Origin of the sequence: Rhizobium sp. BK196 (assembly GCF_014193255.1) — a bacterium.
GTDB lineage: Bacteria > Pseudomonadota > Alphaproteobacteria > Rhizobiales > Rhizobiaceae > Rhizobium.
Genome location: NZ_JACHZB010000011.1, coordinates 186,329 through 202,237, shown reverse-complemented (window position 1 = coordinate 202,237; position 15,909 = coordinate 186,329). Strand labels below are relative to the sequence as shown.

Genomic DNA, 15,909 nt, shown 5'->3' with positions numbered 1-15,909 from the left:
TATCAGACTCCGGAAAGATCATAGGGCCGCGCGAGCACGATGGCCCTGCCGCTGGCAAGCGAGAAGCGCACGGGGCCTTTCGCCACATTGGAAATGGTGCGCGACGAGCCGAAGGGCAAATCGAAGTCGGCGAGCGGATAGCGGGCATTTTCGATGAACAGGCCACGCAGCTCGCTGAAGCCTGGCACGGAAAACAGGCTGCCCGGTGGAAGATTGATCTCCAGCGAGCCAGGGAGCAAGGGCACAGCCTCCTCATTGCCCGAGGTCAGCAGCATGTCGAAGCCTTCTTCCGCCAGCTCCACGGCGTACAGCAAGTGCTGCAACGCGTGGTCGGACCGTTCGCCGCCCAGCGCACCCGCAAGGATCAAGCGCTTCGCACCACGCTCGATCGCCTCGTTAACGGCAATTTCACCATCCGTTGCAGCCTTTGCGGCTGGGTAGGGCTGACGCGGCACGTCAGGAAAAGCACCGTCGAGATGGGGTGGCGTCGAATCGAAATCGCCGACCCACAGTTCCGGCACCACGCCCAGCGCCGCGGCATGCCGCATGCCGCCGTCAGCCGCGATGAACCGGCTGTCCCGCACGGCGTCGCGCAGACGATCCGTCAGGCTGAGTGACCCGCCGAGCAGGATGGTGAAGGTGGATTGGCTCATGGGCATTGCCCATAGCGCAAACGGGGGGTGAAGGGGAAGAGGCGCCGCAGATGCTGCGCCTTCCCTCAAAGCAATTCCCGTAAAACTGTGCGGCGGTTTGCGACGGGAATTGCGTCAACCAAATGCTTTAGAAGCGATAGGTGACACCGGCACCGATCAGCCAGGGATCCAGTTTCGCCTTCCCGCTGACATCGGCACCGCCGACTGTCGCATCAAAATCCGGGCGCAGAAAGATCTTCTTCACATCCATGTTCGCGCCCCAATGCTCATCGAACATGTAGTCGAAGCCGGCCTGCAGCGCGACGCCGAATGTGTTCTTCACATCGAGGCTGTCGGCGCTCTTGCCGGACTGGTTGTAGAAGACTGTATAGTTCACACCGGCACCGAGATAAGGCTGGAAGGCGCCGAAATCGGTGAAATGGTACTGCAGCGTCAGCGTCGGGGGCAGCAGCCAGGTCTTGCCGATTTCGCCAAGGCCGGCAATCGAGCCTTCGCCACGCACATTAGCATAGGTCGTGCCGAGAATGAGCTCCGCGGAAATATTGTCGGTGAAGAAATAGGAGATATCCGCTTCCGGAATCACCGTGTCCGAATAGGAAAGACCGGATTCTGAAATACCGTCGACCGAGCCGTTGTCGCGCGTGATCACGCCAAGCGCACGAAGGCGTACTTGCCATGGGCTTTGCGTGGCCATTGGCGAGCCTGCCGAAGGCGCCAGATCGGCCGAAAGCGCCGCATGCCCGAAGGATGCGAAAACGATAGCGGCAAAAATACCCTTCAGCCGAAGCGGATGATGTTTCATGTGAATCTCTCCTGATGTCGTCGAACGAGGAGAGACTTAGGCTTGCCTTGGACGGGTCGGCTTGAGCGAGATCAAACGCTCGGACTATTTTCTTAGCCCGGTGTATCCTTGTCGCGGGAAAGGAAGATCGCCTCGTAGCCGCCGATAAATTTCTCGAACAGCAGCGAGAAAGTGTCGATCTCCTCCTGTGGCCAGTCCCGCACGACCTCGGAAACGAAGGCGAGTTTCTGGGCCCGGATTTCTGCCAGTAGATTCTTCCCGAGCGACGTCATGACGACGACGATGCGCCGCGCATCCGCCTGCGAAGCCTCACGGCGCAGGACGTTGCGACCCACCATATCGGACACGACGCGGCTTGCCCTCGACGGGTCGATTCGCAGCATCTCGGCAATGGCGCCGACCGTTACCTCGCCGTTTTCCTGCGCGCGGCGCACGGCATCGAGTACGTCGAGATGCGAGAGTTCCAGATCCGGCGCCACGCTCTGGATCGCAAGGCGACCGATCAACCGGCGTCCTGTCATCATTCGCATTCGCGTCATCGTGCGGCCGATGCGCGGCACACTGTCCGAGGGATCATCAAGCTCGGTCGTTCTTGTCTTCGTCAAGGTCTCGTTCATGACGAAACCATAGCAGACCGACGCCAAAAATAAAATATGCCAATATCAGCAATGTGCCGTTGACAAATATATGACATTAGCACCTAATGTATGCATATACGAAATGGCCCATCCCATGGATATGCAACTTGCCCCCGCGCCGCTCGTGACGGATCCCCGTCGGCGGCTCATCCTCTTCTTCTTCCTGATGACCGCCATGTTCATGGCGACGCTGGATAACCAGATCGTCTCCACGGCCCTGCCGACCATCGTGGGTGAGTTTGGTCATCTCGACCGCTTCGGCTGGGTTGGTTCGGCCTATCTCTTGGCACTCAGCGCCGTCATGCCGCTTTACGGCAAGCTCGGCGATCTTTTCGGCCGCAAATATGTGATGATGACGGCGATCGCGATCTTCACGGTCGGTTCCACCGTCTGCGGTCTTGCGGTCTCAATGAACACGCTGATTGCCGCCCGCGTACTGCAGGGCTTCGGCGGCGGCGGCATCATGGTTTCGATCTTCGCCGTCAACGCCGATCTCTTCGAGCCGCGCGAACGCGCCCGCTATCAGAGTTATTCCAGTCTGGTGCTGATGGCCTCCGGTGCCATCGGCCCTGTCCTCGGCGGCACGATGAGCGATCTCTTCGGCTGGCGCTCGATCTTCCTCGTCAATGTGCCAATCGGCTTCATCGTACTTACCGGCCTCGCCTTCATGCTGCCGTACCGCAAGCCGCATCGCCGGCCGAAGATCGACTACGCCGGAGCACTCCTGCTGGCGCTGACGACAACCAGCATCGTGCTTGCTACCGACAGCAGCGAGCTTTTCGGTGCGCTGATCTCGCCGCAAAGCATTGGCATCGCCGCCGTCGGCGTGATTTGCGCCATCGCCTGGGTATTCGTCGAGCGCCGCGCGCCAGAGCCGATCGTGCCGCTGCCGCTTTTCCGCAATTCTACCTTCAGCCTGCTGCTGGTGATCTCGATCATGGGCGGTGCGATCGCTATCGGCATGGTCAATTATCTCGCACTCTTCCTGCAGACGACGACAGGTCTTTCGCCGTCGGGCGCCGGTCTGCTCTTCATTCTGCTGACAGGCGGTCTCGTCTGCGGCTCTCTGAATGCCGGCCGCATCATTTCGAAGACCGGCCGCTACAAGCCTTTTGCGATCGCCAGCATGACCTGCAGCGCCATCGCCTTTGCGCTGATCTCTCAGGTTCATGCCGGTACGCCGATAGCCTTCATCGGCGCGATCATGCTGCTGCACGGCATCGGCATCGGCCTTGCCCAGCAGGTTCCAGTCATCGGCGTTCAGAACGCCGCACCAGCCCGCGATGTGGGTGTTGCGACCGGCTCGGTGACGCTGTCGCGCATGGGCGGCGCATCGATTGCCATCTCCATCTACGGTGCGATCATCGCATCGCAGCTCGGCAGACTCGGTTCCTCCATATCGGGTGTAGCCAATCTCGAGGAACTGACGCCGAAAATGATGGCAGCACTTCCCGAAGCCAGCCGCCAGGCGGTGGCCAATGCTTACGCCTCCGCCTTCTCGCCGCTGTTCATGACCTCCTGCGGCATTGCTTTGATCGGTCTGGTCGCCGCCATCATGCTGAAGCCGGTGCAGCTCCCCCGCGCTGGCGAACACAAGACCGGGCGGACCAACGTCGCCCCAGAGGCCGCGGAGTAAGTACGGATGCGCGCCCTCAGCGCCTCCTCAATGTAAGTCACTCGACAACACTACCATTAATTGCATTCTTCGCGCGAATGTCACGCTTGCCCGCATCGGTCGCCGTTCTGACCGACTTTTTCCGCACTGCCGTCGGAATCTGCACTCGCGATGGAACTTTCGCCATAATTTCATTGGAGCGAAAAGTGCCTCGACAGGCGAGGCATTGCCGAAATGCAACGGCGCCACATTTAGATGGAGTCTCGCTATGCAACCCATGCGGAAATCGGCTACAGCAAAGACTTGGATCGGCCGATTGTGCAGCGCGAGAACCGAGGCGGAAGCCTATTGAATTTTCATGGCAACGACCGGCCCGACGATGCGGCAGACCGGCGACTTAAAATGATGCGGAGAGACAGACTGGACAGCATGACGACGTGGAAATCGCCCGCGCTTTCCAGTGATGCCTTTTTTGCGCCGCGCCGCTGGGTGCGCCGTTTCCTGTTGCTGTCGGCCTGCGCCGTCGCGCTGAACGGCTGTGAGTCGTTGATTCAACAATCCTATCAGCCGACTGTCGGCCCTTCGTCTAATCCGCAAATCGTCGACGAAGTACAAAAGAACGACCCGCGCGCCGCCATGGGCGCCCGCGAGCATCCGCGCATCGTTGCAAGCTATGGCGGCGAATACAAGGATGCCAAGACCGAGCGCCTCGTGGCCCGCATCGCCGGGGCGCTGACGGCCGTGTCGGAAAATCCGAGCCAGTCCTACCGCATTACCATCCTGAACTCGCCCGCCATCAACGCCTTCGCGCTGCCGGGCGGCTATCTCTATGTCACCCGCGGCCTGCTGGCGCTTGCCAATGACGCCTCGGAAGTTGCGGCCGTGCTGTCGCACGAGATGGGTCACGTCACCGCAAACCACGGCATCGAGCGACAGAAGCGCGAAGAGGCGGAAGTCATTGCCAGCCGCGTCGTCGCCGAAGTGCTGTCTAGCGACATAGCCGGCAAACAGGCGCTCGCCCGCGGCAAGCTGCGTCTTGCTGCCTTCTCCCGTCAGCAGGAACTACAGGCCGACGTCATCGGCGTGCGCATGCTCGGCGAAGCCGGCTATGATCCTTATGCAGCCGCCCGTTTCCTTGATTCCATGGCCGCGTACAGCCGCTTCATGTCGGTCGATCCCGAGGCCGACCAGAGCTTGGACTTCCTGTCGAGCCATCCGAATTCCGCCCAGCGCATCGAGCTTGCCCGCAGCCATGCCCGCGCCTTCGGCCAGGAAGGCGCGGTCGGCGACAAGGGCCGTGACTACTATCTCGATGGCATCGATGGCCTTCTCTACGGCGACAGTCCGGAAGAGGGCTATGTGCGCGGCCAGACCTTCCTGCACGGCGGCCTCGGCATACGCTTCGACGTGCCGCCCGACTTCAGCATCGACAACAAGGTCGAAGCCGTCATGGCAACCGGCCCGAACGATATCGCCGTCCGCTTCGACGGCGTGGCCGACAACCAGAACCAAAGCCTCACGAACTACATTTCCAGCGGCTGGGTTACCGGCCTCGATCCGGCGACCATCCAGCCAATCAACGTCAATGGCATGGAGGCTGCGACCGCGCGCGCCACTGCCGACCGCTGGGACTTCGACGTCACGGTCATTAGAAACAACAATCAGATCTTCCGCTTTCTGACAGCGGTGCCGAAAGGCAGCCCGTCGCTGGAGCCGACGGCAAACGTTCTGCGCGCAAGCTTCCGCCGTATGACGCCGGATGAAGCGGCTTCGCTGAAGCCGTTGCGTGTGCGGGTGGTCATTGTCCGCCCTGGCGACAACATCACCACGCTCGCCTCCCGCATGATGGGCACCGATCGCAAGCTGGATCTCTTCAAGCTTATCAACGCCTTACCGACGGGTGCTGCCGTTTCTCCCGGCGACCGCGTGAAGATTATTTCCGAGTAAAAGAAGGCCCGGCTTATGCCGGGCCAGTCTGTGCTGCTGGGATAATTCCTGTCAGGCATAGGCTGCCATATGCGGATCGGCGCTGACGAGCGCCGTACGAAGCTTTTCCATCGCCCGGCTTTCGATCTGGCGTACGCGTTCTTTGGAAATGCCGAGGTCGGCGCCGAGCTCTTCGAGCGTCGCTCCGTCTTCGGCAAGGCGCCGCGCGCTGATAATCTTCATTTCGCGTTCGTTGAGATGCTTGAGGGCAGACGCAAGCCAGACGCGGCGTCGCTCCCCGTCGATCATGTTGGAGACCTGCTCATCCGGCAGCGGTTCGTCGCTGACGAGGAAATCCATCTTTTCCGCACTGTCGGCATCACCCGAGACGGAAGGCGCCTGCAACGAGGCGTCGTTGCCGGAAAGGCGCGCATCCATGGTCTGCACGTCGGCAAGGCTGACACCGAGGGCAGCGGCGATTTCCTGATGAATGGATTGCAGTGTTAACTGCGTATCACCCTTTGCAAGCTTGGCGCGCAGGCGCCGCAGATTGAAGAATAGTGCCTTCTGGGCCGAACTCGTACCGCCGCGTACGATCGACCAGTTCCGCAGGATATAGTCCTGGATCGAGGCGCGGATCCACCAGCTTGCATAGGTGGAAAAGCGCACATCGCGCGCCGGTTCGAATCGAGCCGCGGCTTCCAGAAGCCCGACATAACCTTCCTGTACGAGATCGCTCATCGGCAGGCCGAAATTGCGGAACTTGCCTGCCATGGAAATGACGAGGCGCATATGCGCCATAGCGATCTGATTGCGGGCGCCTCGGTCTTCATGATCCTTCCAGCGAATGGCCAGATTATGCTCTTCTTCACGGGCTAGATAGGGAGCCGCCATTGCTATTTTGATCATGCGCCGATCTGCAGACATGTTCTTCATATTGCTCTCCTAAATGGGCCACGTCCCTGAAAATGAACAAGCAAACACCGTTTCCGGACACCACTGCGCCGGAGCAAACTGGATCTTGAATGCATGAAGGCCCCCTCCTGGACTTTTCAGGAGGAGGCCCTATTTCTCATCGTGTGCCGGCAGGACGGCAGAGCTGGGTCTGTTCCTCGAGATTGCCCGAACGGCAAATTCTGGAAAACATGATCCGCTCCTCATCGAATTTGACAGCTTCGGCGGAAATCAAACCGAGCTTTATGGGCGCCGGTTGGAATCCGCATTACTGCCTATCAACGTCGTAATCGCGAAAAAGTTCCAATAAAAAACCCGGCACGAGGGCCGGGTTTTTTATCAGCATAAACAATGCGCTATTAAGCGGCTTCATCCTGCGAGTCATCTTCCTCGATTGCCTTGCCGCGCTTCGGACCCTTGTTGAGGTTGGTTTCGACGAGGCGAACGGCTTCGGTTTCAGACATCTTGTTGACAGCAGCGATTTCGCGAGCCATGCGGTCGAGCGCAGCTTCATAAAGCTGGCGTTCGGAGTAGGATTGCTCCGGCTGGTTCTCAGCACGGTAAAGATCGCGAACGACTTCTGCGATGGAAATCAGGTCGCCGGAATTGATCTTGGCATCATATTCCTGGGCGCGGCGGGACCACATGGTGCGCTTGACGCGGGCCTTGCCCTGCACGACCTTGAGAGCGCGCTCGACAAAGTCGGTCTCGGAAAGCTTGCGCATGCCGATGCTCATGGCCTTCGCCACCGGAACCTTCAGACGCATCTTGTCCTTTTCGAAATCGATGACGAAAAGTTCAAGCTTCATGCCGGCGACTTCTTGCTCTTCGATAGCCGTGATGGTACCGACACCGTGAGCAGGGTACACGATCGATTCACCGGTCTTGAAGCCGTGGCGTGCGGTAGAAGGTTTTTTCTGCTGGATGGTCATTCTAATCAAAAACTCCCTGTTACGCTTCCGGCGGCGGCCGGAGCCGGGTCAGTCAGGCCCGGATGAGACGGTTAAATCCGTCGGGTGACTTCACTCTGGTTCCACCAGACAGAAGCAAAAGATATCCCCGCGCGCGATCTTGGGATCCGACAGCTCAAGTTATTGATATGTCACGGAAACCGCGGTACGGTATTTGTTCTACTTTCGTGATGGCTTCGGGCATGCGTCATGCCACAAATGGAACAGTGTGGTGAACCTATCACAAAAATATGAGGAAATCAATAATTTGCTTAACGTGAGTCATGTGGGCAACACATAGCCCCCATGTGACTCACGCTTAATCTGAAACGTTTAACCTGTCGCTGAACGCGGTTTCAACGGCGTTGCATGCCCGAGTTTCAGTCGCCGCTGCCGGGCTTTTCCGAAAAGTATTTTTCGAATTTTCCCGTCTCGCCGTCCAATTCCTTTGCCCCGGCCATCGGCTCTTTCTTGACTGTGATGTTCGGCCAGATGCCTGCATATTCTGCATTGATCTTCAGCCACTTGTCGAGACCCGGCTCGGTATCGGGTTTAATCGCCTCGGCCGGACATTCCGGCTCGCAAACGCCGCAGTCGATGCACTCATCGGGATGAATAACGAGGAAATTCTCGCCCTCATAGAAACAGTCCACGGGGCAGACTTCAACACAATCGGTATATTTGCAGCGAATGCAATTGTCGGTCACGACATAGGTCATGAAGAACTCCAGGATTTCCATGCGGGCGGGGCGGGCAACCTGGAACGTCGCGCCTATCCCCTAAGCCGGAGAGAAAGCGTGGACAGGCTTGGGAGGCAAGCACGCTACCCGGCAGGTTGTGTGTGACGTATCGGCTTTACGGCAGGATTTCAAGGACAAACGATCTGCCAAAAGCTGCCGGCGGGAAGAGTTTTCTAATCCTCGTCCGACATCAGCCTGTCGATTGCGCGCCGTTCCTTTTTCGTCGGTCTTCCGGAGCCCTGACCCCGGATAGCCTGCTCATAGGGAGTGAGGCGTTTTGCCTCGTCAGCTGGCGGCGACAGATCCTCATAGAGCAGCTTCGCCTCGTCATAGGGCCCACGCCGCTCGCCGGGCAGCCGGACGACGAGAATGACGTCCCGTCGTTCCAGCGTCAGCTCGACGCGATCCCCCACCTTGACTGTTTGACTCGGCTGCGCACAACGCGTCCCGTTGATGCTGACGTGACCGGACTGGATATGGCTCTGTGCCAGCGAGCGCGATTTCACCATGCGTGCGAAGAACAGCCATTTATCGATGCGCTGGCGCGAACCGCTTCCTGGCTGTGTCTCTCCACCCATGATTATTTCTTCATCTGCTCCTTAAGCGCAGCGAGCTTGGCGAAGGGCGAATCCGGATCGATCGGCTTCTCCTTGCGCGGCGGCTTGGCCTCGAAGCGCAGCGGCTGTGAATTGCCGCGATTGTTGTTACGGTCGTTGCGATCGCCACGATCCTTGCGGTCACCGCGGTCCTGACGGTCGCCGCGCTGCTCGTTGCGGTCATTGCGCGCATGCTGAGGCCTGCCCCCATCACGATTGCCGCCGTCACGATTGCTGCCTTCCCGGTTCCCGTCGCGATTGCCGCCATCCCGGTTGCGATTGTTATTGCGATTGCCGTCCCTACTCTCGCCGCCTTCACCACCGCCCTGACGGCGGTTGTTGCGCTCACCGCGATCCTGAGCCTGGCCCTGTCCGCCACGGCGGTCGCCATGGCCGCGCGCCTGGCGCTGGTTTTCGTTACGGCCGCCGAGGCGCCACAAGAGGACCGGCTTCGGTTCTGCAGCCTCGGCCTCGCCGGCTTCCGCCGAACCTTCGGCGGCTGCAAGCGTTTCCACAGACACAGGTGCGGCTTCGGCGGCGGGCGTTTCTTCCGAAGCGCCGTCCGCGTCGTCATGGTCGGCCTTTTCAGCCGCTTCCTCCGCCACGGTTTCCGGCGCGGCAGATGGAGCTGGAGCGGACGCCGCATCCTGTGTCGCAAGGAATGCGGCTGCCTCTTCGGTCTTCACGGCGTCGGCGCGGTAGCCGAGCCCCTTGAGGATCTCTTCCATATCTTCGAGCGTCGCGCCGAGAATGGATAGCATCGCCGTCGTCGTCGTGAAGCGGCGACCGTCATAGGCGCCTTCCGGACGCGTGCCCTGGCCCGGCTTCCACTGCAGGAGCGGACGGATGAGATCGGCCAGGCGCTCGAGAATGTCGATGCGCACGGCACGTTTACCGAGGAAACGGAAGCCCGCAAGCTTGTAGAACATTCGCTCGAAGCTCGGATCCGTGACCACAGAGGTGCGGCCGGCGGCGAGCACCGGAATAAGATCGCCGTAACCCGGCTTGTCGAGACCGTCATTCTTCAGCGCCCACAGCAGGGTGATAAGCTCCGCCGGCGCCGGCTTCAGAAGCGCCGGCACGAAGATATGATAGGCGCCGAAGCGGATGCCGTAGCGACGCATGGAGGCGCGCGCGTCCTGATCCAGCGACTTCACTTCTTCTGTCACGTCGCGGCGGAAGAGCACGCCGAGATTCTCGACAAGCTGGAAGGCGAGCCCCTTGGCAAGGCCCTGCAGGTCTTCAGCACGCGACAGGTCCTCGAGCGACTTCAGAACCGTGCTGATATGATGATTGACGAAACGTTCGATACGAGCGGCAACATGGTCGCGCGCATTGCCAGCAAGCTGCTCGTCGGCGAGCAGGATGACGCGCGGACGCATTACATGGTCGCTGCCCGATAGGCGGCCGACGGGATCGCCGAGCCAACGGATGAGTCCATCAGAGCCAATCGCCAGATCGGCATTGCCTGCGGCATGCAAGCGTGCGGCCCTAGCTTCGAATTCGAGAGCGAGCGCCTTCTGCGACGCAGACTGAACCGCCTTGGCGTCAGGCCCGTCCGTTCCGCCCACAGGCGTAAAACGGAACCCGGTCAACTGCCCCACATGATGTCCTTCAACAAAGACATCGCCATTCACACTGATTTCAGCTTCCAGCATCGCATTCTCTCTCAGGCGCTTCATGAGCACAGATGTCCTGCGATCAACAAAGCGTTTCGTCAACCTTTCATGTAACGCGTCGGACAATCGATCTTCGATTTCCCGCGTCTTTTCCTGCCAGTGTGTCGGATCGGCAAGCCAGCCGGGCCGATTCGATACATAGGTCCAGGTCCTTATCTGCGCGATTCGCGCCGAAAGCGTGTCAATTTCTCCATCTGTACGATCCGAACGGTGAACCTGCTCTGCAAGAAATTGCTCGTTCACCGTGCCATAGCGCACCAGATCGGAAAAGAGGGTAGAAATAAGATCGGCATGTTGCGCAGGCGTTATGCGCCGATAGTCCGGTAGAGCGCAAGCCTCCCAGAGCTTTTCGACTCGCGCCGGAGTATTGGCGAGATCAATAATTTCCGGATAACGCGACAAATGTTCGAGCGCCTGCTGGTCGACCGCCGGCAATGCCCGCGTCAGACCCGGTAAGCGCGGACCGGTGTCAAGGCTTGCCCGCAGGGATTGTATCGTCGAGAAATCGAGATCCTTGGTCCGCCATTGCAAAACCTTGACGTTGTCGAATTCGTGGCCTTCGATGCGCCGCACGAGCTCCTCGTCGAATGGTGAAACCTGACCGGTTACACCAAAGGTTCCGTCGCGCACATGGCGCCCGGCGCGGCCCGCTATCTGGCCGAGTTCACCTGGATTGAGATTGCGGAACTGATAACCGTCGAACTTCCGGTCCTGCGCGAAGGCCACATGGTCGACATCGAGGTTAAGCCCCATGCCGATCGCATCAGTTGCAACGAGATATTCGACATCGCCCTCCTGATAGAGCGCCACCTGCGCATTGCGGGTGCGCGGGCTAAGAGCCCCCAGCACGACTGCCGCACCGCCGCGCTGGCGCCGGATCAGTTCCGCGATCGCGTAGACTTCGTCAGCCGAGAAGGCAACAATCGCCGAGCGCTGCGGCAGCCGCGTGATTTTCTTCTGCCCAGCATAAAGAAGGTGAGAAAGCCGCGGCCGCTCCGTGACCGTTATCCCCGGCAGAAGCTGCTGCAGGATCGGCCGCATGGTGCCGGCGCCCAGCAGGAGCGTCTCGTCACGGCCGCGCAGATGCAGGATGCGGTCTGTAAAGATGTGGCCGCGCTCGAGATCTCCGGCGAGCTGCACCTCGTCGATGGCGACGAAGGCTGCCTTGGTTTCCCGCGGCATCGCTTCGACCGTGCAGACGGAAAAACGCGCGTTCGGCGGCGAGATCTTTTCTTCGCCGGTCACCAGCGCCACGTTGTGGGCGCCGACCTTTTCGACCACACGCGTATAGACTTCGCGTGCCAGCAACCGGAGCGGCAGGCCAATGACACCCGTGCCGTGTGCCACCATGCGCTCGATCGCGTAATGGGTTTTGCCGGTATTCGTCGGCCCGAGCACCGCGGTCACGGCGCGCCCGCTCGGTATTATCGGCTGCGAAGTCAGGGTCATATTCCATGCAAGTGAGGCGGTAACGCCCCAGGGTCAAGTCGGAGCTGCGGATGAGGCAGGAGAACACATGGACAGCCGAAGCTCCAAACGCAAGGGCAGATTTGAAATAGACTTTGCATCCCGCACGGAAGTTACAGCCCGCTAAGTCCTTGATTTAAGATTCGGAACAGCTTGAGAACGAATCGGAGACGAATCACTGACTCCGGCTGATTCAGCTTTTGTTCACGGCTAAGTATTGACTTTGAATCACTTTTTTCCACTAGATGCTGAATCGGCAAAGCTTGCGTGAAAACGAATGTCGGCAACCGCGATTAACGCTTCCTGCTATTTGCAAAAACGGCAAAGCGCGACCCCGAAATTAACGCTTTGATCAAAGCCGGAACGAATCGGAGACGAATCGCTGACCGCCAAGCTTTCCCTTTTCGTTCACGGCGAGATGTCGTGGGCGTTTTCACTACCGACCCAAGATACGGATCTGGGGTTTGCCGCAGCCGTTCCAACTGCCGGATCCCATTAATCCTCTGGATGCCGAATTTACGGAGTCTAAAGCATCCGGAATTGGTGAGCCGATGAAGGGTCGCGGCTGATCAAAGCCGGAACGAATCGCTGACGAATCGGAGACATTTTCATTTTCTTGATTTGTTCACCGCAACATATTGTATTCAAAGAGAATTTTAACCATATCACAGATGCCCGATATTATTTCGCCGACTTGCTTTGTAGGGCACCGGCTAAAGTCGGCTCCTCCGCAGCGGCTGATAACGCCACCGTAATATTCCAGGAGCTTAGCCGGGAACAAAAATCGCGGCTACGTGTTTATAGTCCAGTTGAAATGAGGATGAGGCAGGACAACACCATGCTTGGCACGATACTTCTTATTATCCTTATTCTGTTATTGATCGGCGCCTTGCCGAATTGGGGTTATAGCCGCGGATGGGGCTATGGACCTTCCGGTGGTTTGGGGTTAGTTCTCGTCATCATTATCATTCTTGTATTGATGGGCCGAATTTAAAGGCCGATAACCTGGGGAGTTTAGACATGAAAAAGATCATCCTTAGCTGCGCTCTCATTGGCGCTCTCGCCTCCTGCACCCCGACGGAGCAGGGCACGGCGATTGGTGCGGGCACGGGCGCCATCATCGGCGGCGCTGTCTCCAACAGTTGGGGTGGCGCGGCAGTCGGCGCAGTCGCCGGCGGTCTGACTGGCGCTCTCATCGGCCATTCGGTCGAGCGCCAAGGCTACTGCATCTATCGCGATCGCTACGGCCGCCGTTACGAAGCACGTTGCCGCTGATCGATCCCGGCCCATCGGAAATTTTGAACGGGCGCTTCTGCGCCCGTTTTTCTTGCACGCTTTTGTTGTCAATGCGGCGTTGACGATCGGTCGTTAAAGTCAAATCTACCGCGACGCCAGGTCCAAGCCCATATTCCTTTCAATATCGCAAGGGCAGAGCATGTGCCGCCCGTGAACGAAAAGGAACGCTACCATGGCCCAGATTTTCCTGAATTTCGCCGTCGCCATCCTGATCACCGCTTTCCTCACGACGGCAGTCGCTGCCCTCTACGGCCAGGACCGCGCCGTTCAGAAAGTGCCCGTCAAAGCCAATGGACGGCGTCGTCCAAACACATGACAGCATCAATTACCAGCCGCGCGACAGCAATTATCCGAGCGCCCGTCCGCAGAGAGATATGACCATGAACAAGGTCGTGGCAATCGCCGCCCTGATGACCGTTACCGTCGCAGCATATGGCGCCGCTGCCGGCCCTTATGACGGTGCCGGCAGCTTCCCGAACAATTACGCCCACAGCCACAAGAAATAGGTTTAGACGAAGAACTGGCCGCCATTGGCCGTCAATGTCGAACCGGTAATGAAACCGGCATCGTCGGAAACGAGGAAAGTTACGCAGCGCGCAATTTCTTCGGGTTCACCGAGGCGTCCGACGGGGATTTGCGGAATGATCTTCTCATTCAGCACCTTTTCCGGCACCGCAAGAACCATCTCCGTCCCGATATAACCGGGGCAGATGGCATTGACGGTGATGTTCTTGACCGCACCTTCCTGGGCAAGCGCCTTGGTAAACCCGAGGTCGCCGGCTTTGGCGGCAGAATAATTCACCTGCCCCATCTGGCCCTTCTGGCCATTGATGGAGGAGATATTGACGATGCGGCCGAAGCTGCGGTCACGCATGCCACTCCAGACATGGTGTGTCATGTTGAAGAGGCCGGTGAGGTTGGTATTGATCACCTCATGCCATTGCTGGGCCGTCATCTTGTGAAACATCGCGTCGCGCGTGATGCCGGCATTGTTGACGAGGATTTCGACCGGGCCGAGTTCGGCTTGGACCCTCGCAATACCTTCCCCGCAGGCAACATAGTCGGACACGTCCCACTTGAAGACCGGCACGCCGGTAACATCATGAAATGCCTTGGCCTTTTCATCATTGCCGGCATAGTTGGCAGCAACCTTATAGCCGGCGTTCTTGAGTGCCATCGAAATCGCCGCGCCAATACCGCGCGTACCCCCAGTGACCAGAGCCACTCTGCTCATGTTCCGCTCCCCTGTTGTTGTCAGCCCGCTTAGGTTGGGCCTGATGAAACATGCATCGTACGCTATTTACATTGCCTCAAAACACATTGCGACACCCATGCCGCCGCCAATGCACAATGTCGCGAGGCCTTTCTTCGCGCCGCGGCGCTTCATCTCGAAGAGCAGTGTGTTGAGGACACGTGCACCGGACGCGCCGATCGGATGACCGATCGCAATCGCGCCGCCATTAACGTTGACGAGATCGGGATCCCAGCCGAGATCCTTGTTGACGGCGCAGGCCTGGGCCGCAAACGCCTCATTGGCCTCAACGAGATCGAGATCGCCGACGGACCATCCGGCCTTTTCCAGCGCTTTGCGTGAGGCGGGGATCGGGCCGGTGCCCATGACCTGCGGATCCACGCCGGCCGTTGCCCAGGACACGATGCGGGCAAGCGGCTGGATACCGCGTCGCGACGCTTCCGCTTCACTCATCAGCACCGCCGCGGCAGCGCCGTCATTGAGACCGGAAGCGTTCGCCGCCGTTACCGTGCCGTCCTTGTCGAAGGCAGGCCGCAGCTTGCCCATAGCCTCCAGCGTCGCACCATGACGGATATATTCGTCTGCATCGACGGTCACGTCACCCTTGCGGCCTTGAATGACGAAGGGAACAATTTCGTCCTTGAAACGGCCAGCCTTCTGCGCGGCTTCAGCCTTGTTCTGCGAGCCGACGGCGAATTGGTCCTGGTCATCACGGGAAAGCTGCCACTGACGCGCGATGTTTTCAGCGGTAACGCCCATGTGATAGCCGTAAAAGGCGTCAGTGAGGCCGTCCTTGATCATGGTGTCGATCATCTTCATGTCGCCCATCTTGACGCCGCCGCGCAAATGCGCGGCGTGCGGCGCCATCGACATGGATTCCTGACCGCCGGCGACGATGATCTTCGCATCACCGAGCGCGATCTGCTGCATGCCGAGAGCGACGGCGCGCAGGCCAGAGCCGCAGAGCTGGTTGACGCTCCAGGCGGTCGCCTCCTTGGGAACACCGGCCTTCATCGCCGCCTGGCGAGCGGGGTTCTGGCCCTCGCCGGCCTGCAGGACTTGGCCAAGGATCACCTCGTCCACGTCTTCAGGAGAAACACCTGCCCGCTCCAGCGCGCCCTTGACGGCAGCCGCGCCGAGCTCGTGAGCGGGAATTGTGCCGAAAGCACCGTTAAAGGAACCGACAGCGGTGCGCGCTGCGCTGGCGATGACGACGGATGAACTGCTCATGGGGTGGTTTCCTCGTTTCTCGTCACACATATAAGCGGAAACTGACAAAGCTGCAGGCGCAAGTCAAATGCCAAGACCTATTCCACTATTTGCTGCAGCGCCCTCGAATGG

16 protein-coding genes are annotated in these 15,909 nt (G+C 59.3%); 6 read left to right on the top strand and 10 right to left on the bottom strand.

Translation table 11 applies throughout. The features are described 5' to 3' along the window. Positions 1-2: 2 nt before the first annotated feature. The 3 genes from FHT78_RS28090 to FHT78_RS28080 form a co-directional block, all read right to left on the bottom strand. Positions 3-659 carry a thiamine diphosphokinase gene (locus tag FHT78_RS28090; protein WP_183749823.1) on the bottom strand — a complete coding sequence of 219 codons (657 nt, stop codon included), beginning with the start codon at positions 657-659 and terminating at the stop codon, positions 3-5. A gap of 121 nt (positions 660-780) precedes the next feature. Then, positions 781-1,455 (bottom strand): OmpW family protein, encoded by a 675-nt coding sequence (locus FHT78_RS28085; protein WP_183749822.1) that lies wholly within the window; start codon positions 1,453-1,455, stop codon positions 781-783. 92 nt (positions 1,456-1,547) lie between these two features. Beyond that, positions 1,548-2,072 (bottom strand): MarR family winged helix-turn-helix transcriptional regulator, encoded by a 525-nt coding sequence (locus FHT78_RS28080; protein WP_183749821.1) that lies wholly within the window; start codon positions 2,070-2,072, stop codon positions 1,548-1,550. 115 nt (positions 2,073-2,187) lie between these two features. On the opposite strand from FHT78_RS28080, the gene FHT78_RS28075 reads away from it, so the two are divergent. Both FHT78_RS28075 and FHT78_RS28070 read left to right on the top strand, forming a co-directional pair. Continuing rightward, positions 2,188-3,729, top strand: coding sequence for an MDR family MFS transporter (locus FHT78_RS28075; protein ID WP_183749820.1), 1,542 nt, complete (start codon positions 2,188-2,190; stop codon positions 3,727-3,729). A gap of 381 nt (positions 3,730-4,110) precedes the next feature. After that, complete coding sequence (locus FHT78_RS28070; protein ID WP_183749819.1) at positions 4,111-5,655, top strand: M48 family metalloprotease; 1,545 nt, start codon at positions 4,111-4,113, stop codon at positions 5,653-5,655. A 51-nt stretch (positions 5,656-5,706) separates the two neighbouring features. Here the strand turns inward: FHT78_RS28070 and FHT78_RS28065 are convergent, their stop codons facing one another. The 5 genes from FHT78_RS28065 to FHT78_RS28045 form a co-directional block, all read right to left on the bottom strand. Further along, on the bottom strand, positions 5,707-6,570 hold the full coding sequence (locus FHT78_RS28065; protein WP_007825441.1) for an RNA polymerase factor sigma-32: 864 nt from the start codon (positions 6,568-6,570) through the stop codon (positions 5,707-5,709). 377 nt (positions 6,571-6,947) lie between these two features. Further along, the gene (locus FHT78_RS28060) at positions 6,948-7,520 is read right to left on the bottom strand and encodes a CarD family transcriptional regulator (protein WP_113299540.1); all 573 of its coding nucleotides are present in this window, start codon (positions 7,518-7,520) and stop codon (positions 6,948-6,950) included. 398 nt (positions 7,521-7,918) lie between these two features. After that, complete coding sequence (fdxA, locus tag FHT78_RS28055; protein WP_183749818.1) at positions 7,919-8,257, bottom strand: ferredoxin FdxA; 339 nt, start codon at positions 8,255-8,257, stop codon at positions 7,919-7,921. A 194-nt stretch (positions 8,258-8,451) separates the two neighbouring features. Beyond that, positions 8,452-8,856 carry an RNA-binding S4 domain-containing protein gene (locus FHT78_RS28050; RefSeq protein WP_183749817.1) on the bottom strand — a complete coding sequence of 135 codons (405 nt, stop codon included), beginning with the start codon at positions 8,854-8,856 and terminating at the stop codon, positions 8,452-8,454. A 2-nt stretch (positions 8,857-8,858) separates the two neighbouring features. Then, complete coding sequence (locus FHT78_RS28045) at positions 8,859-12,002, bottom strand: helicase-related protein (RefSeq protein ID WP_183749816.1); 3,144 nt, start codon at positions 12,000-12,002, stop codon at positions 8,859-8,861. 856 nt (positions 12,003-12,858) lie between these two features. Between FHT78_RS28045 and FHT78_RS28040 the strand changes: the two genes are divergently transcribed. The 4 genes from FHT78_RS28040 to FHT78_RS29715 all read left to right on the top strand — a co-directional run bounded on the left by FHT78_RS28040 (position 12,859) and on the right by FHT78_RS29715 (position 13,822). Then, the gene (locus FHT78_RS28040; protein WP_017962528.1) at positions 12,859-13,014 is read left to right on the top strand and encodes a DUF3309 family protein; all 156 of its coding nucleotides are present in this window, start codon (positions 12,859-12,861) and stop codon (positions 13,012-13,014) included. A 26-nt stretch (positions 13,015-13,040) separates the two neighbouring features. Beyond that, positions 13,041-13,295, top strand: a complete 255-nt coding sequence (locus tag FHT78_RS28035; protein WP_183749815.1) for a YMGG-like glycine zipper-containing protein — start codon at positions 13,041-13,043, stop codon at positions 13,293-13,295. 193 nt (positions 13,296-13,488) lie between these two features. Next, positions 13,489-13,632, top strand: a complete 144-nt coding sequence (locus FHT78_RS28030; RefSeq protein WP_183749814.1) for a hypothetical protein — start codon at positions 13,489-13,491, stop codon at positions 13,630-13,632. A gap of 58 nt (positions 13,633-13,690) precedes the next feature. Beyond that, a complete protein-coding gene (locus FHT78_RS29715) occupies positions 13,691-13,822 on the top strand; it encodes a hypothetical protein (protein WP_281412888.1) in 132 nt (43 codons plus the stop codon). Positions 13,823-13,824: 2 nt separating this feature from the next. On the opposite strand, the gene FHT78_RS28025 is transcribed toward FHT78_RS29715, so the two are convergent. After that, on the bottom strand, positions 13,825-14,550 hold the full coding sequence (locus tag FHT78_RS28025) for a beta-ketoacyl-ACP reductase (RefSeq protein WP_183749813.1): 726 nt from the start codon (positions 14,548-14,550) through the stop codon (positions 13,825-13,827). 66 nt (positions 14,551-14,616) lie between these two features. Further along, on the bottom strand, positions 14,617-15,798 hold the full coding sequence (locus tag FHT78_RS28020) for an acetyl-CoA C-acetyltransferase (RefSeq protein WP_183749812.1): 1,182 nt from the start codon (positions 15,796-15,798) through the stop codon (positions 14,617-14,619). Positions 15,799-15,909: the final 111 nt, after the last annotated feature.

Bases quoted from the DNA above. Each gene is read 5' to 3' on its own strand.
- FHT78_RS28090 (WP_183749823.1), bottom strand. From the start codon at position 659: ATGCCCATGAGCCAATCCACCTTCACCATCCTGCTCGGCGGGTCACTC.
- FHT78_RS28085 (WP_183749822.1), bottom strand. From the start codon at position 1,455: ATGAAACATCATCCGCTTCGGCTGAAGGGTATTTTTGCCGCTATCGTT.
- FHT78_RS28080 (WP_183749821.1), bottom strand. From the start codon at position 2,072: ATGAACGAGACCTTGACGAAGACAAGAACGACCGAGCTTGATGATCCC.
- FHT78_RS28075 (WP_183749820.1), top strand. From the start codon at position 2,188: ATGGATATGCAACTTGCCCCCGCGCCGCTCGTGACGGATCCCCGTCGG.
- FHT78_RS28070 (WP_183749819.1), top strand. From the start codon at position 4,111: ATGATGCGGAGAGACAGACTGGACAGCATGACGACGTGGAAATCGCCC.
- FHT78_RS28065 (WP_007825441.1), bottom strand. From the start codon at position 6,570: ATGAAGAACATGTCTGCAGATCGGCGCATGATCAAAATAGCAATGGCG.
- FHT78_RS28060 (WP_113299540.1), bottom strand. From the start codon at position 7,520: ATGACCATCCAGCAGAAAAAACCTTCTACCGCACGCCACGGCTTCAAG.
- fdxA (WP_183749818.1), bottom strand. From the start codon at position 8,257: ATGACCTATGTCGTGACCGACAATTGCATTCGCTGCAAATATACCGAT.
- FHT78_RS28050 (WP_183749817.1), bottom strand. From the start codon at position 8,856: ATGGGTGGAGAGACACAGCCAGGAAGCGGTTCGCGCCAGCGCATCGAT.
- FHT78_RS28045 (WP_183749816.1), bottom strand. From the start codon at position 12,002: ATGACCCTGACTTCGCAGCCGATAATACCGAGCGGGCGCGCCGTGACC.
- FHT78_RS28040 (WP_017962528.1), top strand. From the start codon at position 12,859: ATGCTTGGCACGATACTTCTTATTATCCTTATTCTGTTATTGATCGGC.
- FHT78_RS28035 (WP_183749815.1), top strand. From the start codon at position 13,041: ATGAAAAAGATCATCCTTAGCTGCGCTCTCATTGGCGCTCTCGCCTCC.
- FHT78_RS28030 (WP_183749814.1), top strand. From the start codon at position 13,489: ATGGCCCAGATTTTCCTGAATTTCGCCGTCGCCATCCTGATCACCGCT.
- FHT78_RS29715 (WP_281412888.1), top strand. From the start codon at position 13,691: ATGACCATGAACAAGGTCGTGGCAATCGCCGCCCTGATGACCGTTACC.
- FHT78_RS28025 (WP_183749813.1), bottom strand. From the start codon at position 14,550: ATGAGCAGAGTGGCTCTGGTCACTGGGGGTACGCGCGGTATTGGCGCG.
- FHT78_RS28020 (WP_183749812.1), bottom strand. From the start codon at position 15,798: ATGAGCAGTTCATCCGTCGTCATCGCCAGCGCAGCGCGCACCGCTGTC.